General features: G+C 40.2%; 23 protein-coding genes and 1 riboswitch. Of the genes, 16 read left to right on the top strand and 7 right to left on the bottom strand.

All coding sequences use genetic code 11. From position 1 onward, the window contains the following. Positions 1-3: 3 nt before the first annotated feature. Positions 4-702, bottom strand: a complete 699-nt coding sequence (locus H5157_RS12510) for a DNA-3-methyladenine glycosylase I (RefSeq protein WP_182712468.1) — start codon at positions 700-702, stop codon at positions 4-6. Between the two features lie 191 nt (positions 703-893). Then, positions 894-1,094: riboswitch (Lysine riboswitch) on the top strand. Between the two features lie 190 nt (positions 1,095-1,284). On the opposite strand from H5157_RS12510, the gene dapA reads away from it, so the two are divergent. The 5 genes from dapA (at position 1,285) to H5157_RS12485 (ending at position 6,673) form a co-directional block, all read left to right on the top strand. Continuing rightward, a complete protein-coding gene (dapA, locus tag H5157_RS12505) occupies positions 1,285-2,169 on the top strand; it encodes a 4-hydroxy-tetrahydrodipicolinate synthase (RefSeq protein ID WP_002958800.1) in 885 nt (294 codons plus the stop codon). A gap of 15 nt (positions 2,170-2,184) precedes the next feature. Then, on the top strand, positions 2,185-2,925 hold the full coding sequence (locus tag H5157_RS12500) for a 2,3,4,5-tetrahydropyridine-2,6-dicarboxylate N-succinyltransferase (protein WP_002958799.1): 741 nt from the start codon (positions 2,185-2,187) through the stop codon (positions 2,923-2,925). Then, positions 2,925-4,130, top strand: coding sequence for a PLP-dependent decarboxylase (locus H5157_RS12495; RefSeq protein WP_182724792.1), 1,206 nt, complete (start codon positions 2,925-2,927; stop codon positions 4,128-4,130). The genes H5157_RS12500 and H5157_RS12495 overlap by 1 nt, the downstream gene beginning before the upstream one ends. A 5-nt stretch (positions 4,131-4,135) precedes the next feature. Further along, on the top strand, positions 4,136-5,257 hold the full coding sequence (locus H5157_RS12490; protein ID WP_165723667.1) for a succinylglutamate desuccinylase/aspartoacylase family protein: 1,122 nt from the start codon (positions 4,136-4,138) through the stop codon (positions 5,255-5,257). 378 nt (positions 5,258-5,635) lie between these two features. Further along, positions 5,636-6,673: a phospholipase A gene (locus H5157_RS12485; RefSeq protein WP_024597211.1), complete on the top strand. Its 1,038-nt coding sequence runs from the start codon at positions 5,636-5,638 to the stop codon at positions 6,671-6,673. Positions 6,674-6,745: 72 nt separating this feature from the next. Here the strand turns inward: H5157_RS12485 and H5157_RS12480 are convergent, their stop codons facing one another. Beyond that, positions 6,746-7,639: a bifunctional GNAT family N-acetyltransferase/hotdog fold thioesterase gene (locus tag H5157_RS12480; RefSeq protein WP_182724791.1), complete on the bottom strand. Its 894-nt coding sequence runs from the start codon at positions 7,637-7,639 to the stop codon at positions 6,746-6,748. Positions 7,640-7,885: 246 nt separating this feature from the next. Here H5157_RS12480 and H5157_RS12475 point away from each other — a divergent pair, with 246 nt between their 5' ends. Next, complete coding sequence (locus tag H5157_RS12475) at positions 7,886-8,599, top strand: spermidine synthase (RefSeq protein ID WP_024597210.1); 714 nt, start codon at positions 7,886-7,888, stop codon at positions 8,597-8,599. Here the strand turns inward: H5157_RS12475 and dtd are convergent. Together dtd and H5157_RS12465 are read right to left on the bottom strand one after the other, a co-directional pair. After that, positions 8,588-9,025, bottom strand: coding sequence for a D-aminoacyl-tRNA deacylase (gene dtd / locus H5157_RS12470; protein ID WP_182724790.1), 438 nt, complete (start codon positions 9,023-9,025; stop codon positions 8,588-8,590). The genes H5157_RS12475 and dtd overlap by 12 nt on opposite strands. Continuing rightward, a complete protein-coding gene (locus tag H5157_RS12465) occupies positions 9,026-9,931 on the bottom strand; it encodes a virulence factor BrkB family protein (protein ID WP_002961130.1) in 906 nt (301 codons plus the stop codon). An 87-nt stretch (positions 9,932-10,018) separates the two neighbouring features. On the opposite strand from H5157_RS12465, the gene H5157_RS12460 reads away from it, so the two are divergent. From H5157_RS12460 to H5157_RS12450, 3 genes are all read left to right on the top strand, one after another. Continuing rightward, positions 10,019-10,675, top strand: a complete 657-nt coding sequence (locus H5157_RS12460) for a DUF2959 domain-containing protein (protein WP_002961128.1) — start codon at positions 10,019-10,021, stop codon at positions 10,673-10,675. A 74-nt stretch (positions 10,676-10,749) separates the two neighbouring features. After that, the gene (locus tag H5157_RS12455; RefSeq protein WP_182724789.1) at positions 10,750-11,829 is read left to right on the top strand and encodes an MBL fold metallo-hydrolase; all 1,080 of its coding nucleotides are present in this window, start codon (positions 10,750-10,752) and stop codon (positions 11,827-11,829) included. A 67-nt stretch (positions 11,830-11,896) separates the two neighbouring features. Further along, positions 11,897-12,625, top strand: coding sequence for a CBM9 family sugar-binding protein (locus tag H5157_RS12450; RefSeq protein ID WP_182696282.1), 729 nt, complete (start codon positions 11,897-11,899; stop codon positions 12,623-12,625). A 353-nt stretch (positions 12,626-12,978) separates the two neighbouring features. Here the strand turns inward: H5157_RS12450 and typA are convergent, their stop codons facing one another. After that, positions 12,979-14,802 (bottom strand): translational GTPase TypA, encoded by a 1,824-nt coding sequence (typA, locus tag H5157_RS12445; RefSeq protein ID WP_002961123.1) that lies wholly within the window; start codon positions 14,800-14,802, stop codon positions 12,979-12,981. 507 nt (positions 14,803-15,309) lie between these two features. Here typA and glnA point away from each other — a divergent pair. The 5 genes from glnA to H5157_RS12420 all read left to right on the top strand — a co-directional run bounded on the left by glnA (position 15,310) and on the right by H5157_RS12420 (position 20,392). Then, complete coding sequence (gene glnA / locus H5157_RS12440; RefSeq protein ID WP_002961121.1) at positions 15,310-16,716, top strand: glutamate--ammonia ligase; 1,407 nt, start codon at positions 15,310-15,312, stop codon at positions 16,714-16,716. 113 nt (positions 16,717-16,829) lie between these two features. Next, entirely contained in the window at positions 16,830-17,351 is a 522-nt protein-coding gene (locus H5157_RS12435) for a DUF4124 domain-containing protein (RefSeq protein ID WP_182671859.1), read from the top strand. A gap of 82 nt (positions 17,352-17,433) precedes the next feature. Continuing rightward, the gene (gene glnL, locus H5157_RS12430; RefSeq protein WP_182724788.1) at positions 17,434-18,504 is read left to right on the top strand and encodes a nitrogen regulation protein NR(II); all 1,071 of its coding nucleotides are present in this window, start codon (positions 17,434-17,436) and stop codon (positions 18,502-18,504) included. A gap of 14 nt (positions 18,505-18,518) precedes the next feature. Beyond that, positions 18,519-19,904 carry a nitrogen regulation protein NR(I) gene (gene ntrC / locus H5157_RS12425; protein WP_182696281.1) on the top strand — a complete coding sequence of 462 codons (1,386 nt, stop codon included), beginning with the start codon at positions 18,519-18,521 and terminating at the stop codon, positions 19,902-19,904. A gap of 29 nt (positions 19,905-19,933) precedes the next feature. Continuing rightward, positions 19,934-20,392 (top strand): cyclic nucleotide-binding domain-containing protein, encoded by a 459-nt coding sequence (locus H5157_RS12420; RefSeq protein WP_010554789.1) that lies wholly within the window; start codon positions 19,934-19,936, stop codon positions 20,390-20,392. 9 nt (positions 20,393-20,401) lie between these two features. Here the strand turns inward: H5157_RS12420 and H5157_RS12415 are convergent, their stop codons facing one another. Both H5157_RS12415 and H5157_RS12410 read right to left on the bottom strand, forming a co-directional pair. Continuing rightward, positions 20,402-21,064, bottom strand: a complete 663-nt coding sequence (locus tag H5157_RS12415; RefSeq protein WP_182724787.1) for a hypothetical protein — start codon at positions 21,062-21,064, stop codon at positions 20,402-20,404. 56 nt (positions 21,065-21,120) lie between these two features. Then, complete coding sequence (locus tag H5157_RS12410; RefSeq protein ID WP_165728334.1) at positions 21,121-21,408, bottom strand: hypothetical protein; 288 nt, start codon at positions 21,406-21,408, stop codon at positions 21,121-21,123. Between the two features lie 256 nt (positions 21,409-21,664). Between H5157_RS12410 and H5157_RS12405 the strand changes: the two genes are divergently transcribed. Both H5157_RS12405 and H5157_RS12400 read left to right on the top strand, forming a co-directional pair. Further along, complete coding sequence (locus H5157_RS12405) at positions 21,665-22,048, top strand: RNA-binding S4 domain-containing protein (RefSeq protein WP_182724786.1); 384 nt, start codon at positions 21,665-21,667, stop codon at positions 22,046-22,048. A gap of 102 nt (positions 22,049-22,150) precedes the next feature. Beyond that, positions 22,151-22,579 (top strand): hypothetical protein, encoded by a 429-nt coding sequence (locus H5157_RS12400; protein WP_182724785.1) that lies wholly within the window; start codon positions 22,151-22,153, stop codon positions 22,577-22,579. The last annotated feature ends 43 nt before the right edge of the window (positions 22,580-22,622 follow it).

The following is a 22,622-nucleotide window of genomic DNA, read 5'->3' as shown; positions in this document are numbered from 1 at the left end:
TTCCTATTGTTGCTGACTTATACCAACACGGTTGTCACCTACGCCATAAGCAACAATTAAGCTTAACTCTTGCATACTTAAGCCACTTTGCTCTTGCATTTCGTTAAAAAAAGCTTGGGCTGCATTTAGTGACTTTTTAGTTTGTAAGCCGCCGTCTATAATTTTATGGGCACGCAAATAATTCTCTACATCGCGTGATAGTAAAAATGTATCTTTACCAAGTGCTCGCAGCGCATAAGGCCCTGTATTTCCGCCTAAACGCGAACCATGCTTTTTTAAATATGCCCACAAACCAATAATATCGTCTGTCGGCCAATTAGCGATAAACTGGCTAAAACTGCCATGTTCCCCTGCTATTTCGTGGATCATGTAAGCATTTTCGGTAATTGTTTTTACTTTTTTATAGTTACGAACAATGCGCTCATCCGTTGCTTTTTGCTCCAGCATATCGGGTGGCATCATTAATAACTTATCAACGCTAAAATCCCAAAAAACCTCTCTAAAGCCCGGCCACTTATTATTTATGACTGACCAATAAAAGCCGCTTTGAAATACTTTTCGAGTAAATTCTTCAAGCCAATCGTCGTCACTTAACGTGCTTAGTTGTTTTTTAGATAGCGGTTTTGCAAGTAATAACTTAAGCATTTTTTCAGAGCCTTTTCGCTCTACCGCTCGCTTATAAATATCGCTAAATTTTTCCATACTAATTAAATACCTCACTACTTATATTGCTAGTGTACGAGAAAAGCACCTAATACGTAACCACCCCTCTTTTCGATGAATTAATCTGTATTTAGTCGCTTGACACCTAGACGGCTAAAATGCTTTAATCGCCGTAATTACCCTATTTAAATTGCACAGGTTTGTAAGTTTTACTCTACAAACAGGTGCAAAGGGCTAGAAGAGGTGCGTTATTCAGGTAGCGTATGTTAGGAGCGCAAACTCCAGCAAGCATACGTGAGGGGAATTAACGCCGAGAAGTAACCACTTTTGCGAGGTGTTTATTTCGGGCGACTAGGTTGAACCCTAGCGACTGTCACCAATAGCTGCTTATAAAAAGCAGCTTGTTAGTTTGGTGGAGAGCTTCTGGTCTTAAATATTAAGGCCGTGCGCCCTATTATTTTAAGCCCATTCGCTCTTCGAATTATTAGTTCGAACGACGTTAATGCGGCTCCTTCCATAAAGCTTTTTGACTCTTCGAATAATACCAATTGCATTAAATTAGTTATCGCTTAAATGATCACGTTTTTAATAAAGTTGGTACAAATTATAAGTTCGTGAGAGATGATCAACAACTTCAATTTAAACGACTACTCACTGTGGACCGCGCTCGTAACGCCATTTGATCAACACGGCGATGTTGACTACAACACGTTAACTAAGTTGGTTAGCGATCAAGAAGCGGCACATAACGGTATTTTGCTACTTGGCAGTACGGGCGAAGGTTTAGCACTAACGCTAAAAGAGCAACAAGCCATTGTTGAGCACGTATGCCAGCTAAAACCAACAGTACCACTCATGGTAGCTGTGGGCGGTAGTAACTTAAAGCAACAAATTGAGTGGGTTAACTACTGTAATACACTCCCAATTCATAGCTTTTTACTTGGCTCACCGCTTTACGCAAAGCCTGGCGCTATAGGTCAAACTCATTGGTTTGAAAGCCTACTAAATGCAAGCGCTCATCCATGTATGCTTTATAACGTACCCGGTCGAAGCGCTGTTAGCATCCCAGCGGCAACAATTCAAAACTTACAAAACAATAAAAATTTATGGGCGTTAAAAGAAGCGAGCGGCAGTATTGCTCAGTTTGAAGCTTACCGCCAAGCGGCGCCTAATTTAGCTATTTTTAGTGGCGACGATGCGCTAATGCCTTATTTTGCTCAAGCTGGCGCAAAAGGTTTGGTGTCGGTAGCTGCAAACGCATGGCCTGAACAAACTCACGAGTTTGTTAAGCGCAGTTTAAGTGGTCAACACCCTAATTTATTTGCCCAGTGGTCAAGCGCTATTAATAGCCTATTTGCTGTCGCAAACCCTATTCCCGTAAAGGTACTGATGCATTTGCAAGGCCGCTTAAGCAGCCCGCAACTTCGTCCACCTTTAACACATCTTGAGTTAACTCAAACCGATTGCATTACAACTGCAAACAACACCATTTTATCTTGGCATTAAATACAGGTTTTTATAATGAGCTGGTTAGAACTATTAAATAATTTAGAATCGGGCGCAGTACGCGCTGCATCACAAAACGAAAGCGGCCAATGGCAAGCTAACGTAGAAGTAAAGCAAGGCATTTTAGAAGCCTTCAAAAATGGCACTAATACTGAATTTGCAGGCGGCTTTGTTGATAAACATAACCTAGCTCCGCAAGAATTTAGTACTGATGATGGCGTCCGTATGGTACCAGGTGGCTCAAGTGTTCGCCGTGGTGCTTATGTTGCTAAAGGCACGATTATTATGCCACCAGCGTATGTAAACATTGGCGCATATATCGACGAAGGCACAATGGTAGATAGCCACGCATTGGTGGGTTCTTGTGCACAAGTAGGTAAAAACGTACATTTAAGTGCTGCAGTTCAGCTTGGTGGTGTACTTGAGCCAATTGGTGCAAGCCCAGTAGTGGTTGAAGATGACGCATTTATTGGTGCAGGCTGTATTATTGTTGAAGGCGTAGTCATTAAAAAAGGCGCAGTACTTGCCCCTGGCGTGCGTTTATCAGCAACTATTCCAGTATACGACTGCGTAAACGAGCGCCAACTAGATAAAGGCGAGCCAATCCCAGAGTACGCGATTGTAATACCGGGCTCTCGCCCTGCATCAAACGAATGGGCGCGCGAGCAAGGCCTAAGCATGTCGTGTGCGTTAATAGTTAAGTACCGCGACGAGAAAAGCGATGCATCGTTATTGCTTGAAGAGGTTTTACGATAATGAGCTTTTTGAGCACGCCTATCAAAACCGCTGTAAATACTATTACACAACAACTTGATACACCTTTTTTTGTTTACGACCTAGATCAACTAAACACGCATCTTGCGCGTTTAGTTGCGCAAACCGATGTAAAGCTGTGGTACGCGGTAAAAGCAAACCCACTGTCTAAAATTATTCAAAGCTTAGACAGTGCTGGCTTTAATTTTGACGTAGCAAGTAAAGGTGAGCTTGAGCAAGTACTAGCACAAGGTATTAGCTCGCAGCGCGTGCTCAACACAGGGCCTGCAAAAAGCCCTAAACAAATAAAACACTTTATTGAGCGCGGCGTGCGTATATTCGTAGCAGAAAGCCTCAATCAAGTACGTTGGTTAAACCAACAAGCGCAACTACAAAACACGCAGTTACAAGTATTACTGCGTGTACAATTACGCTGGCCTGAAGGTGAAAAAAACCCACTGGGCGGCGACAGCCTTACGCCGTTTGGTTTGGGTCGTAATGAGTGGCAAGCACTCAATGTAGCTGACTACCCTGCGCTTAAATTTGACGGCCTGCATATTTTTCAGTGGGGCAACATGCTTAGCACTCAAAAACTAAGCGACTTGTGGTCACAAATGATTGCACCTCTTAGCCAACTTGCCAGCGATTTAAATATTAGCCTTAAAATTCTCGATTTAGGCGGCGGTTTAGGTATTCCTTATACACAAAACGAAGCAACACTTGATTGGGATGACTTAATTGCTGCGCTCGCTAAAATTAAAAATGATGCGGGTGTAGAAGAGCTATGGATGGAACTTGGTCGCTATGCCGTTGGCGAATGCGGTCATTACGCAAACCCAGTAGTAGAGCGCAAACAAAACTACAATCAAGAACAAGTAATTTTAAGCGGCGGTATAAATCACTTATTACGCCCTGCTGTTACCAGCCAGGACTTTCCTGCTGCATTACTGCGTGAATCCAGTGCTAAAACTCAAGCAGTCACTTTATATGGCCCACTTTGTACAGCGCTTGATTGCTTGGGTGAACATAACTTACCAAGCGATTTAAATGAGCACGACTGGCTAGTGTTTAGCCAATGCGGTGCTTACGGCTTTACCGAAAGTATGCCGTATTTTTTATGCCATGAGCTAGCTGCTGAGTACACCTTGCAAAACGGTACACTTACCTGTGTTCGCCAAGCCGAAAATGCCAGCCATTATTTAAGGTAACAAGTATGAGTAATACAACACACATTAGCCAAGAGAACATTGTAGTAGGGGAAGTTGCAAACGGCTTACCACTTACAATTCCTGTGTATCGTTTAAAAGGTGATGGCACAGGGCCAAGTGTTTACATTCAGGCCAATATGCATGGCGCTGAAGTGCAAGGTAACGCAGTTATTTTTCAGCTGCTTGAGCAATTAAAACACCTTAACCTTAGTGGCGATATTACCCTTGTACCTTATGCAAATCCGATTGGCTGTAATCAAAAATCTGGCGAGTTTACCCTTGGCAGGTTCGATCCGATTACGGGCACTAATTGGAATCGCATGTATCACTACAATAAAAATTTAGTGGCACAGTTTGCACAAAATCATACTCAGTATGACGACGCTACATTAAAAAGTAACTTCAAACAGGCACTTATTGACGAAGTAGACAGCAAACTTAACGGCCCTGCTTATTTACTCAATACGGGTAAACGCATTGCGCTTAACTTACAAAAGCTCGCTCATCAGGCTGATATAGTACTCGATTTACACACAGGCCCTATTTCAAGCAAGCATCTGTACTGCCCAACCTATGCAACCGACAGCGCACGTTACTTTAATATTGAACATGTATTGCTTATTCCTAGTGATTTTGACGGCGCTATGGATGAAGCTAACTTTTGCCCATGGTGGCATTTAAGTGATGCACTTAGCGGACAAGGTCGCGAATTATCAATACCTGTAGAAGCATTTACTGTAGAGCTAGGCAGCCAAGAAAAAATAGACTTAAAAGAAGCATTAAACGATGCAAACAGCATTTTAAGTTACTTAAATCACAAAGGCGTATTACAAAACGCACCGCATACGCCAGCTAATATGACTCGTTATGCATGTAATTTAGATGACTACTTTGCTTATTACGCCCCTATTGGCGGCATGGTTGAATACTTAGCCCCACTTGGCGGGCACATTAAAGCTGGTGAGCCTATTGCCAATATTTTACGCATGGAGCGCTACTTAAGTGAGCAACCATTGCAAACACTTACTCTTGATTGCGATGCAATTGCTATTTTGCACTTTGCCTCAGCGAGTGTTAATCAAGGTACCGAGCTTTATAAGTTTTTTACTAACATATTTGAGCTTTAGCTCACCCTTCTCATTGCGTGAGAGTAATACCAATTGCATTAAATTAGTGATCTATTATAGCGATAAGGAAATAGCTTAATAACAAGGCTAAAATTATGGTACATAGTTGTTCTATATAAATAATTTTTAACGTAGTTAGTGAGTTATTTAATACGCTAGAATGATCATGTTTTTAATAAAATTGGTATAAATTAACTAAAATAGTTAATTTGCATTAGAAAAGCGGCTTAGGCCGCTTTTCTTTTGATCTATATTTACTCTGTATACGTATAAACCTTGTTATAAATACAAATTCAGTAAAAGTTCACCGTTACATATGTAAAAAGACGTTATAATTAAATTAACGCATACAACAACCCAAACTCACAAGGAATTACAATGAGCTGGCGCCACTGGATAACTCTTTCTGCTTTAATTAGTACCGCTACCTTCGCACAAGAAGAAGAAGTTGCTACAAACGAGCAAGACAACGACATCGAGCTTGTAAAACAGTGTATTTTAAATGAGGTAATTGGCGGAGATGGTAAACAGACATTAGACGACCTTCGTAAAAAGTGTTCAGCTCTTGAAGAAAATAAACAACTTACCGCGCTTGATAAACGCCAAGCCCGTGAAGAAGTAGGTAAAAAAAATAGAAATGTAATTACGCCACATAAGCGTAACTATATTTTACCGCTTTCGTACGTATCACACCCAAACGATCGCCCTTTTGATGGTTTTGATGCACTAACAGATGATAGCGACGGCGAACCGCTCGACAATCTAGAAGCCAAATATCAGCTATCGATAAAAGTGCCTCTTTACGATGATTTTTCGGATAAAGACCAAGCCATATTTTTTGGCTTTACACTGCAATCATATTGGCAGATTTATAACTCAGAAATTTCGTCTCCATTTCGTGAAACAAACTACGAACCAGAGATATTTTGGATAAATTACCTCGACCCAGAAAACGTATTATGGGGCGACGAAATGGCAATCGCATTAGGTATTTCGCACCAATCAAACGGTCGAAGCCAACCAAACTCGCGTTCGTGGAACCGTATTTACGCAGACTTTATTTGGGAAAATAGAGGCTTTGTTTTTAGCTTTAAACCTTGGTACCGAATAGCTGAGGACGAAAAAGAAGATATTTTAGAAGCCAATGGCGACGACAACCCAGACATATACAAATACATGGGTTACTTTGAATTTAGCGGCGCGTATCGTTTTCATGACCATGAATTTAGCTTTATGACGCGTAACAATTTAAATTCAGATAATCGTGGTGCAATTCAGCTCGACTGGTCATTTCCGTTATGGGGTCGCGTTCGTGGTTATGCACAATACTTTAACGGTTATGGCGAAAGCTTAATTGATTACAATGCGGATGTAGAACGTATTGGTGTCGGTATATTATTAACCGATTTGCTGTAATACTTCCTTAAGTTTTACGCACAAAAAAGCCAAGTATTGCTTGGCTTTTTTGTGTTTTGAACAGCTAAACAGTTATTTTTTTACTACAAACTGCCCTTCAAATTCTGCAACCACGTTATCACCATCGTAAATAGTTACTGGCACTACGTAACATGCTTTACCATCGGTTTCTAAATCGCTTAACTTGCCCTTACAGGTTTGTATATCAACACAACCACGTGGGTCGGTAGTAAGTGGTTTTAAGTACTTAATGTTAGCATCGGCTAATACAATATTACCTTCAAGCCCAGCTTCTTTAAGTGCTAAGTACGTAGCGCCCCAACCTGTTAGCGTGGCCAAGCTATAAATAGAACCTGCAAACATAGTGTTATGTAGGTTTAAGTTAGCGTCTAGGTCGGCGCTGGTTGTAAATTGCCAATCGGTATAGCTTTCTACCTTAATACCCATCGCGTCACTAATTGGAATAGACTCACGCCACGTATTTTGTAGTACTTGCGTCCAATTAGGGTGACGAAACCAACCTGGCTCAGACGGTTTTTGCTTTACCATTTTAAAGTGTTGAACATCGCCATACGCTAAGTGCGCTTTTTCTTTTAATTCGTAACCGTGGCGTTTATAAAATTCAAGCGCTCGTTCGCGTGCAAACAATACAAGCTCGCCTGCGTTTTGAACCCATGCAATTTTTTCAAGCTCGTGCAGTAAGCGACTACCAATATGCTGGTTACGATTACCCTCTGCAACCGCCATATAGCGCACTTGTGCTTGCTCATGATTGTTAAAGTGCAAACGTGCTACACCTAGCACTTCGCCTTCTTTATTTTTTATAAAGCGGTGCTCAGAGTCTTGTTCCATATCGTCTTGTTCAGAGCCACGTGGCTCCCCCCAAGGCGCGCGTAATACCTGCCAACGCAATTGGTAATACGCTTGCCAATCTTCGCTACTTTGTGGGGTGCTTACCTGAAACATACATACTCCTGTTGTTATATAAGCCGTAAATAAAAGTCAAAAAAGGCTACGGCGCTATACTAATAGTATTGATTATCTACCAAACTAAAAAGCTTAAATAATTAAGTCCGTTGGTATTATTTATGGCAAATACCATACTCCATCTTAAAAAAACTGCAAATACGACTTTGGTGATGGCTGTAAAATAACGTAAAAAATAATGGCAAAGGCCATTGCGCTTTAACGTTGCTAGTTTATGCTGAGAATATGATGGAAAAAATCAATTATATAAATTCACTGACGGGTTTGCTGGGCGATCAATTTATTGAAAATAGCCACAGCATTGGTCAGTTAATCTATTGGCATAAATGCAGTGGCGATCACATTCAAGTACGTGAGCACGAGCCGTTACGCTGGTTACTGATTAACGACACTCTTCAATCTGTTATTGATTTAAATAACCCGGATTTATTACTTTTTCCACATTTATTATGCCTAGGTAAGCATTGGCAGGCTCTTAAGCCGCCACAAAAAGTGTTAGAACTCGGCCTCGGCGGCGGAGCAATTCGTAATTATTTACAATACAAATACCCTAAAGCACAAATAACATCGGTTGAAAAAAACGCCGATATTATTGATTGCTATACCCAATTTTTTTCGTCAAATAAAAATGAGCAACTGCTTTGCGCCGATGCGCAACAGATTTTAAAAAGTGCGCAAAATATTGATTGGATTATTTTAGATTTGTTTAGCCAGATAGATGCACCTCGATTTTTATTTGAAGAGGCATTTTATAAAAAAATTTACTCGGCTTTAAATAACAACGGTGTGCTATTTATTAACTTTTTATCGCAGCATGAGTCGCAATTAAAGCAACTTCAGCAGCTATTACTCGATGTATTTGGTTGTAATGTTAGCCCGCAAAAAATTACGGGCTATGTAAATCATATTGTCGTGGTAACCAAAAACTTAAACAGATAAGTTAAACGTAACGGGCCCATCGTTACACAAGCTTACTTGCATATCGGCACCAAACTCACCGGTGGCTATTGTAAGCCCCAACTCTTTAGCTTGAGCAACAAAGTACTCGTAAAGCTCATTAGCTTGGCTTGGCGTTGCCGCAGATGAAAAGCTAGGGCGCATACCCTTTTTAGTATCAGCCGCTAGCGTAAATTGCGAAACCACCAGTAACTCACCTTTAATATCTTTAAGGCTTAAGTTCATTTTGTCGTTTTCGTCAGTAAAAATACGATAATTACTTACCTTGTGTAAAAGCTTATCGGCCGTTAGCGTATCGTCGTGTTTTTCAACGCCCAGCAACAACAATATACCTTGGCTAATTTCACCTACTACTTGGTTGTTAATTTCTACTTTGGCATGCTTTACGCGTTGTATTAAACCTTGCATTTAAACTGTGTCCTTTACTGCTGGTTCATCATCTTCTAGTTCAAGTTCTGGTGTTTCTGGAATATCATTAGGGCTAATACACGCAGTAAATTCAGCGCCAAGCAAAACAACGACCCACGATAAATACACCCATACAAACAAAATAGGAATGGTTGCTACTGCGCCGTAAATAACTTCGTACGAAGGAAAATGGCTAATATAAAGTGCAAACCCTTTTTTAGTCAGCTCAAATAAAAGTGCTGCAAAAAAAGCGCCAGGTATTGCCGCTCTGAACGATACACGCGTATTAGGCACTAAGGTGTAGAGCATAATAAAGCCCACCATCGAAATCCCATACGGCAATAACTTTAACAAAAACCCGCTAAACCCAGGAATACCCTGATCAGCAAACGATACCAAAGATACAATATAAGAGGTAACACCAATACTCGCTCCGAGTAATACAGGCCCTAAGCTCAAAACCATCCAGTACACAGCAAATGAGATCATCATTGGGCGTTTTTTCTTAATTCGCCAAATTCGATTTAGTGTGGCATCTACATTACGTATTAACAGCAAGGCTATTGCAGCTAAAAAGCCAATACCTACCGCCGTCATTTGATTAGCGTTACCGGCAAAGGAGCTAATATGCTCTCTAATAACATCGGTAGAGGTAGGGACAAAGTTGGTAAACAAAAAGCTCTCAATTTCCATGCGAGTAGATTCAAAGCCCGGAAAAGCTGAAAATATAGCAACACCCACCGCAATTAATGGCACTAAAGAAAGAAGGGTTACGTAAGCAAGGTAACCTGCATTAACCGTTATCTGATCGTCTATACAACGATTAAAATACTGCATCCACCAACCAGGCTGCTGGCGTATAAAGGACTTAACTTGCTGTTTGTAATGTGAGAGCTTATCATTCATACAATTGACTTGTGCTTATATAGTTTTGATTATAATAACAATCAGCGCCATAATTTACAGCACTAACGCTCGTAAACAGGAATTCAAATGAAAAAACAAACATTACTCAGTGTTTCAATGCTTGTAGTAACACTTACTTTAACTGGCTGCCAATCAGCTTATTATTCTGCGATGGAAAAAGTGGGTGTTCACAAACGCGATATTCTTATTGACCGCGTAGAAGAAACCAAAGACTCGCAACAAGAGTCACAAGAAGAATTTAAATCGGCACTAGAGCGCTTAACGACTCTAATCGATTTTAATGGTGGCGAACTACAAGACACTTATAATCAGTTAAATGACGATTACGAGTCGAGCTTAAATGCCGCTAACGAAGTGTCAACTAACATCAATAAAGTAGAAGACGTGGCAGAAGCGCTATTTGATGAGTGGAGCGATGAGTTAGAGCAATACAAAAGCGCGTCACTTAAGCGTGAAAGCAGCAAAAAGCTAACCGCGACTAAGCGTCAATTTGATCAGCTATTACGCTCAATGCGCAGCGCAGAGAGTAAAATGGAGCCAGTATTAACCTCGCTTCATGATAACGTTTTATACTTAAAGCATAACTTAAATGCACAAGCGGTATCGGCTATTAAAGGTGAATTCACTAACCTTAAGCGCGATATTCAATTGTTGATGAACGACATGAACAAATCGATTGCCGATTCAAATAAATTTATTGAACAAATGAACAGCGCTGGCTAATCATTTGTTACTTTAAAAAGCCTGCTTAGCTGCAGGCTTTTTTATGTTAAAGGGAATACTAAAAGGGATTTACAATGAAACGCTTTTTAATCGCAACAATGCTCTTATGTATATTAACGGCCTGCGGTGCACCTAATAATATTAATCGTATTACCAGCTCTGACTCAGTTGTTGCTATTAATGATAAGAACGGCCGTTATAAAAATTTATACACAGGTGAAAAAACATATCCCACTACCTGTACTGAAAACTGCTACCCAGCTCACCCAGACTTACTATGCAAAACCGGCAGCGAAAACTGCCAGTACCAAGGCCAGCAAACTAAACCACAACTTAGCACTGGCTATACTGTGCGCTGGCTTGGCCACGCTAGTTTTGTAATTAACACACCAAATGGTCAAAGTGTGCTGTTTGATCCGGTAAAAAATCAGTTTGATTCTCCAGTCGCACTTGGCTTTAAACTCAGCGGTGGCACTTATCGTAAAGCAGGCGCTTGGCCTAGTGAGCAAGAACTGGAAAATATTGATGCGGTAATGTATTCGCATATTCATTATGATCATTTTAATAAAGCCGACATACAAAGCATTGGCAATAAACCTCGCTATTTAACACCACTCGGTATGGCCGACAACTTCCCTACCGGCGGTTTTAATATTAGCGAAATGCCGTGGTACTCAACAACCAACATTGACGACTTAGTTATTAACGCCGTGCCAGCTCATCATTTTAGCGCTCGCGTATTAGTGCCCTTTATTTACGAAGATAACAATAAAGACTTATGGAATGGCTGGCTGCTCGAACAAAACGGTAGCACCTTATTTTTTGCAGGCGATACAGGCTACTCAAAACATTTTAAAGACATACAGCAAAAATACGGCGATATCGATATTTGCTTAATGCCAATCGCTTCTTACTACAGTAAAGAAAGTGGTAAATTTTATCGTTACGTTCACACCACACCAGAAGACGCGCTCAACGCAGCACAAGAGCTTAACTGCAAAGTAATGATACCGTGGGGATACGGTAACTCAAGTTGGAAAATGGGCGACCACAGCAGTCATTCAGCCTTACTTCGCTTATTGCATATGTACAATAAAATGGATTCAAAAGTGCCGCTGTATATTTTAAACGAAGGCGAAAGTATTTCACTGTAACTATTCACTTAGCTGTTTTAAGATTGTTATTACATTAAGACGAATCGACAATAAAATTGAGAGATTAATGAAAAAATTAGCACTCGCCTTAAGCTTTTTATTAAGCACGCCAGCAATGGCTATTGATGTTGAACATACCTCAACTCCAATTACTATTGATGGCGTATCAGAAAGCGCATGGGATAAAGCCGCTTGGCACGACATGCCTTATTTAATGGATGGCACACTGCCAACAAACGATGCCGACTTTAAAGGGCGTTATCGTTTATTGTGGGATCAAAACTATTTATACCTACAAGCCGATATTGTGGATGATGTTTTAATAGATACACACGCAGATCCAACCTATAAATATTGGGATGACGATGCGCTTGAAGTATTTATTGATAGCGATGCATCGGGTGGTAATCATCAATTTAATCACACCGCATTGGCGTACCATATTGGCCTTGATAACCAAGCTGCCGATTACGGACCTGATAAAAAAGCCCATTTGTATACCGACCACCTAGTTAGTAACTGGAAGCGCAACACCACCGCGCCCTTTAACATCACCTGGGAAGTAGCGATAAAGCTCTACCCTAATAATTATAAAGAAGGGGCTAAAAACACCCCACTTACACTTAGCGAAAAGCAAGTAATCGGGTTTATGTTAGCGTATTGCGATAACGATGGCAGTGACGTGCGCGAGCACTTTATGGGCTCACACGAAGTACAACCAGTAAATGGCGACAGAAATCGTGGTTTTATAGATGCCGACGTATTTGGCAAAATAACCCTACTTCCTAAAAAGTAAGTTACTACCAATAAAATAATTGAACATGTATGTTGGGTTGAGCGAAGTGAGACCCAACGACCCCCCCACCAAAAAACACAGATACTTTGCATTATCGGCTGTTTCAGCTCTCTCTCTTTCTTCTCCTTGTGCAAAAGATCTTTAAGTAAATTATTCACAAAGAGGTTAAGAGGCGCTGCGCTTTTAGAGGTAAATATATTATGGAAATTTCATCTCAAAACAGTAGTCATATAATTTTTAACTAAATACTTTCAACTGACGACTATAGCTAACAGCTCTTATTTTCATCCACAAAAAAGCCGCTGTATTTTGCAATACAGCGGCTTTTAAAATCATTATTCTAAATTAATAGATTATGACTTAGGTGCACGACCCGCACGTTTACGTTCGTTTTCTGTAAGGTGTTTCTTACGGATACGAATGTTTAGTGGAGTAACTTCAACTAGCTCGTCATCATCGATGAACTCAAGCGCTTGCTCAAGTGAGTAGTTAAGGTGCGGAGAAAGCGTTTGCGCTTCATCAGTACCAGATGCACGTACGTTAGTTAACTGCTTACCTTTAAGGGCGTTAACTGTAAGGTCGTTATCACGGTTATGAATACCGATAACCATACCTTCGTATACTTCAACACCGTGACCGATAAATAAACGGCCGCGCTCTTGTAAGTTAAATAATGCGTTAGTAAGTGCTTTACCAGTTGCGTTTGCAATCATTACGCCGTTCTTACGAACGCCGATAGCGCCACCTTTATGAGGACCATAATGATCGAACGTATGGTACATAAGACCAGAACCCGAAGTAAGCGTCATGAAATCAGTTTGGAAACCAATTAAACCACGGCTTGGGATCATGAAGTCTAAACGCATACGGCCTTTGCCATCTGGAGTCATGTTAGTAAGTTCACCTTTACGTAGGCCAACTTGTTCCATAACAGAACCTTGATGCTCTTCTTGACAGTCAATAGTCACTGTTTCAAACGGTTCTTCTAGAACGCCATCTACAGTACGTAAGATAACTTCTGGACGAGAAACTGAAAGCTCGTAACCTTCACGACGCATGTTTTCGATTAAGATACCTAGGTGTAATTCACCACGACCAGAAACACGGAAGCTATCTGGGCTTGCAGTATCTTCAACGCGAAGTGCTACGTTGTGTACTAATTCTTTGTCTAAACGCTCACGGATATTACGTGACGTTACAAACTTACCTTCTTTACCACAGAAAGGTGAGTTATTTACAGAGAATGTCATTGTTACAGTTGGCTCATCAACACTTAGTGGTGGTAATGCTTCAACGTTTCCTGGGAAACAAACTGTATCAGAAATCTTAAGCTCACCAATACCTGTTACAGTTACGATGTTACCAGCGTAAGCTCTATCAGTTTCGATACGCTCAAGACCTAGGTAGCTTTGTACTGCACCAATTTTACCATTACGTGTAGTGCCATCAGCACTGATAATAGTAACTTGTTGGTTAGGAGCAACAGAACCACGTTTAATACGACCAATACCAACTACACCAACATAAGAGTTGTAATCTAGTTGAGAAATTTGCATTTGGAAGTCACCTTCAGGATCTGCATCCGGTGGTGATACTTCTTCAACGATCATCTTGAACATAGGTTCCATGTTGTCTGATGGTTCGTCTAAATCTAGTGTTGCCCAACCGTTGATTGCTGAAGCGTAGATTACTTTAAAGTCTAACTGTTCGTCAGTCGCGCCAAGGTTGTCGAATAAATCAAAGATTTGATCCATAACCCAATCTGGACGAGCGCCTGGCTTATCAATTTTATTGATAACGACGATTGGCTTTAAGCCTTGCGCGAATGCTTTTTGCGTAACGAAACGCGTTTGCGGCATTGGACCTTCTTGAGCATCAACAAGTAATAATACTGAGTCAGCCATCGAAAGTACGCGTTCAACTTCACCACCGAAATCGGCGTGTCCCGGGGTATCTACGATATTGATATGGTAGTCATTCCAAGAAATGGCTGTGTTTTTAGCCAAAATGGTAATACCACGTTCTTTCTCAATGTCGTTTGAGTCCATCACGCGCTCTTCGTTACCGCCGCGTGTTTCTAATGTACCTGATTGCTCAAGTAGTTTGTCAACCAGTGTTGTTTTACCATGGTCAACGTGCGCGATAATCGCTATATTTCTTAACTGTTCGATGCTCATATATTTACTCAGAGAAATTAAATTCTCATTGATCCTGCAAGATCTACGCACTCATCCACGCTTTCGCGAGATGTCCCAGCATAGGATTTAAAAGGGCGCATATTATCCCTCATTAATGACATGGATGAAAGTTTATCCAATATAAATTTCAAAACTTTCTCAATACTTTTACTAAGTATCTGTTTTATATATGACAATTATATGAATTAAATTTCAAATTTTTTTTGAAAAACAGCCTTTTTGGCTATTTTGCTGATCTTTTTGGTACTCTTTTGCATTTAGGTTATGCTATTTCCGAGCGATTAAATTAGCAGCAAATTGTGCCCTGTAAATTTTGCACCAAAAAGGAAAATTTACGCACCAACATGGTGCGTTTGTACATTCCATTTTGATGCAACGATATTTTTTTAATTTATAAACAGCTAGTTATAAAAATGGCACAAAATCAGCTTAGTAAATCCCAAAGCAATTATGCAGCAATAACAAAACCCAATAGTTGGAGGACACATGTCACAATCGGTTTTAGATTTTATTAAAGAAAATGACGTCAAGTTCATTGATTTACGCTTTACTGACACTAAGGGTAAAGAACAACATGTATCTATTCCTCATCACCAAGTTGATGAAGACTTTTTTGAAGACGGTAAAATGTTTGACGGTTCTTCAATTGCAGGCTGGAAAGGCATAAACGAATCAGACATGGTATTAATGCCAGTTGCTGAATCAATCAAACTAGACCCTTTCACTGAAGAATCAACATTAATCGTACGTTGTGACGTAGTAGAGCCTTCTACGCTTCAAGGTTATGAGCGCGACCCGCGTTCTGTTGCTAAGCGTGCTGAAGATTACATGCGCTCTACAGGTATTGCAGATACAGTTTTATTTGGCCCTGAGCCAGAGTTTTTCGTATTTGACGACGTTAAATACAAATCAGATATGTCTGGTTCTATGTACAAAATTGATTCTAAGCAAGCTGCTTGGAACTCAGATAAAGAATATGCAGATGGCAACACAGGTCACCGTCCAGGTATTAAAGGCGGTTACTTCCCAGTTGCTCCTGTTGATGACTTCCAAGATTGGCGTTCAGCTACGTGTCTAGTTCTAGAAGAAATGGGTCAAGTAGTAGAAGCACATCACCACGAAGTTGCAACAGCAGGTCAAAACGAGATTGCTACTCGCTTTAATACAATGGTATTAAAAGCGGATGAAATCCAAGAAATGAAATATGTTATCCATAACATGGCTCACTTATACGGTAAAACAGCAACGTTTATGCCTAAGCCAGTTGTTGGTGATAACGGTTCTGGTATGCATTGTCACCAGTCACTTGCTAAAGATGGTGTAAACCTTTTTGCTGGTGATAAGTACGGCGGCCTTTCTGAAGATGCGCTTTACTACATTGGCGGTATCATCAAGCATGCTAAAGCAATTAACGCTTTTGCAAACGCCTCTACTAACTCGTACAAACGTTTAGTACCAGGTTTTGAAGCACCAGTTATGCTTGCATACTCTGCACGTAACCGTTCTGCATCAATCCGTATCCCAGTGGTTCCATCTGAAAAAGGTCGTCGTATTGAAGTACGCTTCCCAGATCCAACAGCTAACCCATACCTTGCTTTCTCAGCAATGCTTATGGCTGGCCTTGATGGTATCAAAAACAAGATCCACCCTGGCGATGCTATGGATAAAGATTTATATGACTTACCAGCTGAAGAAGCAGCAGAAATCCCAACTGTTGCAGCATCACTTGACGAAGCACTATCTGCACTTAGCGCAGACCGTGAATTCTTAACTCAAGGTGGTGTATTCACTGACGACTTAATCGATGCTTACATCGAACTTAAATCTAAAGAAGTTGAAAAGCTTAACATGACAACTCACCCAGTTGAGTTTGAAATGTACTACAGCTGTTAATTTAGCTGTATAAAATATGTGTGTTCTCAAGCCCGCTTTGCGGGCTTTTTTAATGGTAAAATTAATCAATCTCCACTAAAGTTAAGTTACCGACAAAAATGCAGGGCTGCAGAGTGAACAACAAGATTTTATTACTATTAATTGCTTTAGGATTAAGCAATTATGGTTACGCTGGTGAAACAAAGATATACGCTTGGAAAGATAAAAATGGCGTATTAGTGTTCTCTGACACCCCTCATAAAGGTGCTAAAGAGGTAAAGCTTACCAGCCAAGATCTTAATATGCCTGCAACAAATACTGACATTTTTGACGAGCAACCCCAGCCCCAACAAGCGGCCTTTAGTATTGCCATTTCCTCACCTGATCATAACCAGACTATTCGTGAAAATACCGGCACTGTTTATGTTACTAGCCGAATAAAACCACGCTTTGAAACTGGTTTTACTATACAACTTTTTATTGATGGCAAAGCACATGGCCCAGCCAGTGACAGTTCAACCTTTGCAATAAGAGATGTAGAACGTGGTGAGCACACACTACAATTAAAGCTTTTTAATAGTAAAAACCAAGTTATTGCTATAAGTGAGCCCTGCATATTTTTTATGCACCGAAAAGGGCTAAACCTAAGTAACTAAATTGGGGCATTACTAAACGTGCAGCAGTGTATTTTACTATATAACTTGCTTGTAAATATCCACGCACTAAAATGGTGCAACTATGATTAATAATAAAAACTTTAGCCCTGATCTACTCGATGCTATTTGGCAAAATCAAACAACCGCTATCATGTTGCTTGATAAAAACTTCACCGTTGTCTATGCCAATACCAGTACTAGCGAACTGCTTGGCCTTGGTAACAAGCGCCTATTAGATCAGCCTTTCGATAGTCTTTTTAATTACCATTCAATCGATTTGCAGCGTATAGAACAATACTCATTAGTTGAAGGTGTAGATTGCCAGCAGCACAGAGCTGACGTGGTTTTTAGCGATTCTCGCCATGCAAAAGTAGCCGTAAGTACACGACAAATTAAGTTTGATGGCTCACTTTATATTTTATTTGAGTGGCGCCAAACCGATGACGAAATTAAGCACGACCAAGCATCTAATCAAATGCATCAATACCAAGCAGCCCGAAATCTAATAAGAGGCTTAGCTCACGAAATTAAAAATCCTTTAGGTGGAATTCGCGGAGCGGCGCAGTTATTGCAGTATGAGGTTGATCAACAAGAAAGAGACCAATGTGCTGAACTTATCATTGAGCAAGCTGACCGATTACGCGAATTAGTAGATAGGCTTTTAGGGCCAAATCAGCTTCCGCAAAAATCGTATGGCAATATACATCAATCACTTGAATCAGTTGCACGACTAAGTACGTTAGATAATTGTTCTAACATTAGCTTGGTTAAGGATTACGACCCAAGCATTCCTGATGTATACATTGATCAAGGTAAAATTCAGCAAGTAGTATTAAACATTGTTCGAAATGCTCAGCAGGCGCTTGTAGATGGCGGTGAAATAACAATAAAAACCCGCATTAATCATCAGCATCGTCGCCCAGGTAAAGCACCTAAAAAAGCCTTGTTGATCCAAATATCTGATAACGGACCAGGTATTGATCCCAGTGTACGTGAAACACTGTTCTACCCTATGATAACCAATAAAGAAGATGGCTCAGGGTTAGGACTCTCAATAGCGCAAACGCTGATAGATCAACATGATGGCTATATAGAATGTGATAGCTGGCCTGGACATACTGAATTTAATATCTATCTGCCCTTTGCAGATTAATGTTTGGAGTTTGCATGAAAACAGTTTGGCTTGTAGATGATGATGCTTCTATTCGATTTGTACTTGAAAAAGCACTAACCCGTGCAGGGTTTAACGCAGAAAGCTTTGCTAATGCGCAAGATGTATTAAGCGCATTAAAGTTTAGTCAACCTACTGTTTTAGTTTCGGACGTACGAATGCCTGGTATGGATGGCATGGCGTTGCTTGAGCTTATAGCAGAGCAAAACCCTGGGCTGCCAGTTATTATAATGACTGCCCACTCAGATTTGGACTCTGCAGTTAATGCATTCCAAAAAGGTGCTTTTGAATACCTAGCTAAGCCGTTTGATTTAAACGAAGCAGTGGCGCTAGTCGAGAGCGCATGCAGAGCAAACTCCACTAAAAAAACTAAGCGAAAGCAAGCTCCACCAAAAAGTGCCCACATTATTGGTGAAGCACCCGCTATGCAAGAAGTGTTTAGAGCGATAGGTAAACTATCGGCCTCAAGCATGAGCGTATTAATAAATGGTGAATCTGGCACAGGTAAAGAACTTGTCGCCAGCGCCCTGCACAACCATAGCCCACGTAAAGAAAATCAATTTATTGCACTTAACATGGCGGCCATTCCAAAAGAGCTTGTTGAGTCAGAGTTATTTGGCCACGAAAAAGGCGCGTTTACGGGCGCCGATAGCGTACGTAAAGGCCGCTTTGAGCAAGCCAATGGCGGTACACTATTTTTAGATGAAATTGGTGATATGCCACTTGATGTGCAAACACGTTTATTACGCGTTCTTGCCGATGGTGAGTTTTATCGCGTTGGTGGCCATCAAAGTATAAAAGTGGACGTACGCATTATTGCAGCTACGCACCAAAACCTTGAAGATTTAGTTAAACAAGGCAAGTTTAGGGATGATTTATTTCATCGTCTTAATGTTGTGCGCCTACGTTTACCTGCTCTTCGAGAGCGTACTGAAGATATAGAAAGCTTATCGCAACACTTTTTACATAAAAGCGCTAAAGAGCTACAAGTAGAAAGTAAAGTACTGAGCCCTAAAGCGACTGAGCAATTACGTTTATTTAATTGGCCAGGTAATGTACGCCAATTAGAAAATACGTGTCGCTGGCTGACAGTTATGGCACCGGGTGAGCTTGTAAGCGAGCAAGATTTACCGCCGGAAATTCTGGATGCTTCACCGACCCAAGAAGAAGGTGATTGGCTAGATGCGTTTCAGCAATGGCTTAATCAAGAGCTTAAACAAGGCAAAGAAAATATTTGGCCTGACATTCAAGCCCAGCTAGAAACTCGTTTAATTAAAACCGCCCTGGCTAATTGTTCTGGTCATAAGCAAGATGCTGCTATAAAAATTGGTTGGGGACGCAACACGTTGACCCGAAAATTAAAAGAGCGCAATATTAGCTGATTAAACGCTTTTAACATATTTGGTTATTGATGAAGCTAATCGAACATATTCCTTTGTTTAAACAAATGGAAATTATAAACAGGCTGCACTTTTTTAAGGAATTTACGCTCAGCGAGCGCCAAGTCTTATTGGAGTCGTTCGGCCTGTTATATTTAGTAAGTCAGCATCAGTTTTTATTTAAACAATACGATAACGACAAGCGCTTATATATTGTACTTAGTGGCGCGCTATTAGTATTTAAACATAATCATTTGCTAGAACTTGGTACTATAGAGCCCGGTGAATTTATAGGTGAAGGCGCTTTTATAAATAACCGAGAACGCAGCACTAGCGCACGCGCTAAAACCGACAGCATAGTTCTTGCTATTACCCCTGAAGCACTTACCCGCTTGCCTAATGTAATACGTGAAAAAATTAAAGACCGAATTATAGAAGGTATGAGCTTGCGTATTGCAAAGCTCAGCGAGCATATAGAAACTCACGGTTAATTTTATCACTCAATCCATATAAACAATTTGTAATGAGCAGTTAAGCCAAGCTGGTTTATTTAAATGTGCATTGTAAATAAAAGTATCTGACGGTTTTTGACCAAAGGGTGTGCTTATTTTAGGCGTAGTATGCGTGTACGATTGCGATGTATTTTGATAATAAATAACTAAGTACGGTTCAATAAGCTCCCAATCCAACATCACTTTAGCACCACTTGGTAATGTAAATTGCGCCTTTTTTCCGTCAAATGAAACGCGCATATTGTTATATTTATCGTTTAAGCAACCCGTTGTAAGCATAATATTTGGCATACTTAGCTCGGTGCATTGTAAAGCTGAACGTAAATAAAAACCTATATTTCCATTAGTGTAGTGATGATTCTCTGCTTTGCTGTAAATAATGTCAGGTTCAAATCCCATGCTTTGCATTATTAGTGTTAAGTGCTCTAACTGCCCGCTATCAAAGTCGTTATAAGAGACAATTAACGTCGCATTTTTATATGCTTTTGGTACTGCAATATTTTGGTATTTATAAGGTAGAGTTTGAGCAGCCAGTTTAGCTTCTAGCTGCTGCTTTTGATTTGCGCTCAATGCTTGTGTATAAACATACACAGTGGGTTGCTGACATGCACCTAATAAAAAGGCCAAGCACACTAAGAGTATATTTTTCATCATCAACCCCAATTAGATTACAAGTGTAGTCTAATTGAAATTCGATAAATAGCAAATCAGCTAATTTGGCTATTTAACCACGCATCAACACTTTTACGGGTGTATAAAACTTCTTTAAATAAACGATGGCGTTGAAATTCAAGTACCGATTTTTTTTTCATATCGCCACTCACTAAGCGACTATGGTGATCGTTAAATTTTGAAATCACAGAAAAACCACGTTCAGCATTTTCCTTTTGCTCTTTTACTTGATTAGTAAGGTGTGACCTAACATCATCTGCGGTCAACATATCTGAATTATCTAAGCCCATTAGCTCTTTTTTCATTGCTAATCTTACGCCCATTTTCTACTCCGTTTTATATGTATTCATTACACATTGATTAATCCGCCAGAGTTTTAGCAATTAGCGAGCCATACGTAAAAAAGATTGCAACGAAGCTTAACTTTTAATTGCTTCAGTTTTTTTAAAGACAGATAAAATACCTAAAAACTTTCATAACTAATTGTGTATTACAGCTATCTAAAGTTACTTGCTTTGGTGCAAAAGTCGCTGTAAGCCTTTATACTAAAGCCTGTGCGTTACCCCACCGAGAGCAAATATGAACGAAGAATATATAGAAATAGAGTTAGAAGAAGAGCCGATTGAGCTTTGTAAATTATTAAAAGTATTAAACTTAGTTGAAGGTGGCGGCCAAGCTAAAAACCTAATCACTGAAGGCTATGTGGGTGTTAACCATGAAATTTGTACAATAAAGCGGAAAAAATTATACAGTGGCGATGTACTAGAATTCGATGGTGAGTTTTTTCAACTTGCGTTAAGTGAAGATGCAGTTCCTGCAGAAAAACCTGCGGCACAACCTCAAGCAGAATCAAAGCAAGCTGCACCACAACCAACAAATCAGCCAGCTAAAGCTAAGCGCAAGCGCACTAAAAAGCCTAAAGTTGACGATAAAACAGGTCGTCGTCCTATTTCATTTGGTTAAGTATTTAAAAAACCCTCTTTTTATATAAAAAGGCCACCTTGTATAGTTGGCCTTTTTGCTCTTTAATTACCTAGCTAATAATAATAAAAACAAGGTAATAATATGTCACAAAACACACCAGCCACCTGGTTTAAACCCGCGGTATGGGCGGCACTCGTATGGAACTTACTTGGCGTTATTGCATTTGCTATGCACATGATGATGACACCCGAAATGATAGGTAAACTTCCGTTAGATCAACAAGCTGCCTACTCTGACATCCCTCTTTGGTCAACCATTGCATTTGCTGTAGCTGTATTTGGAAGTACTTTGGGTTGTCTGTTTTTACTTGCTAAAAACGCGCTGGCAACACCTACTTTTGCGCTATCGCTCGGCGCTATTTTAATTCAGCAATATTATAATTTTGTGGTCATAAATAGTATTGAGCTGCTTGGCGCAAGTGCTGTATTTATGCCTGTTTTTGTAATCATAATTGCCATTGCTCTACTTTATTTAAGTATTAAAGCTAAGCAACAAGGTTGGTTACAGTAATTAATAAAGGTCAAAATAACTTTTGACCTTACCTCGTCTTTCA

It is taken from the genome of Pseudoalteromonas sp. SG43-3, from assembly GCF_014164385.1.
Classification (GTDB): Bacteria; Pseudomonadota; Gammaproteobacteria; order Enterobacterales; family Alteromonadaceae; genus Pseudoalteromonas; species Pseudoalteromonas distincta.
The sequence above is the reverse complement of the archived record's forward strand: the minus strand, read 5'-3'. Positions and strand labels throughout refer to the sequence as shown.

Coding starts and splice junctions, on each gene's coding strand:
- H5157_RS12510 (WP_182712468.1), bottom strand. CDS start 702: ATGGAAAAATTTAGCGATATTTATAAGCGAGCGGTAGAGCGAAAAGGC.
- dapA (WP_002958800.1), top strand. CDS start 1,285: ATGATCAACAACTTCAATTTAAACGACTACTCACTGTGGACCGCGCTC.
- H5157_RS12500 (WP_002958799.1), top strand. CDS start 2,185: ATGAGCTGGTTAGAACTATTAAATAATTTAGAATCGGGCGCAGTACGC.
- H5157_RS12495 (WP_182724792.1), top strand. CDS start 2,925: ATGAGCTTTTTGAGCACGCCTATCAAAACCGCTGTAAATACTATTACA.
- H5157_RS12490 (WP_165723667.1), top strand. CDS start 4,136: ATGAGTAATACAACACACATTAGCCAAGAGAACATTGTAGTAGGGGAA.
- H5157_RS12485 (WP_024597211.1), top strand. CDS start 5,636: ATGAGCTGGCGCCACTGGATAACTCTTTCTGCTTTAATTAGTACCGCT.
- H5157_RS12480 (WP_182724791.1), bottom strand. CDS start 7,639: ATGTTTCAGGTAAGCACCCCACAAAGTAGCGAAGATTGGCAAGCGTAT.
- H5157_RS12475 (WP_024597210.1), top strand. CDS start 7,886: ATGATGGAAAAAATCAATTATATAAATTCACTGACGGGTTTGCTGGGC.
- dtd (WP_182724790.1), bottom strand. CDS start 9,025: ATGCAAGGTTTAATACAACGCGTAAAGCATGCCAAAGTAGAAATTAAC.
- H5157_RS12465 (WP_002961130.1), bottom strand. CDS start 9,931: ATGAATGATAAGCTCTCACATTACAAACAGCAAGTTAAGTCCTTTATA.
- H5157_RS12460 (WP_002961128.1), top strand. CDS start 10,019: ATGAAAAAACAAACATTACTCAGTGTTTCAATGCTTGTAGTAACACTT.
- H5157_RS12455 (WP_182724789.1), top strand. CDS start 10,750: ATGAAACGCTTTTTAATCGCAACAATGCTCTTATGTATATTAACGGCC.
- H5157_RS12450 (WP_182696282.1), top strand. CDS start 11,897: ATGAAAAAATTAGCACTCGCCTTAAGCTTTTTATTAAGCACGCCAGCA.
- typA (WP_002961123.1), bottom strand. CDS start 14,802: ATGAGCATCGAACAGTTAAGAAATATAGCGATTATCGCGCACGTTGAC.
- glnA (WP_002961121.1), top strand. CDS start 15,310: ATGTCACAATCGGTTTTAGATTTTATTAAAGAAAATGACGTCAAGTTC.
- glnL (WP_182724788.1), top strand. CDS start 17,434: ATGATTAATAATAAAAACTTTAGCCCTGATCTACTCGATGCTATTTGG.
- ntrC (WP_182696281.1), top strand. CDS start 18,519: ATGAAAACAGTTTGGCTTGTAGATGATGATGCTTCTATTCGATTTGTA.
- H5157_RS12420 (WP_010554789.1), top strand. CDS start 19,934: ATGAAGCTAATCGAACATATTCCTTTGTTTAAACAAATGGAAATTATA.
- H5157_RS12415 (WP_182724787.1), bottom strand. CDS start 21,064: ATGAAAAATATACTCTTAGTGTGCTTGGCCTTTTTATTAGGTGCATGT.
- H5157_RS12410 (WP_165728334.1), bottom strand. CDS start 21,408: ATGGGCGTAAGATTAGCAATGAAAAAAGAGCTAATGGGCTTAGATAAT.
- H5157_RS12405 (WP_182724786.1), top strand. CDS start 21,665: ATGAACGAAGAATATATAGAAATAGAGTTAGAAGAAGAGCCGATTGAG.
- H5157_RS12400 (WP_182724785.1), top strand. CDS start 22,151: ATGTCACAAAACACACCAGCCACCTGGTTTAAACCCGCGGTATGGGCG.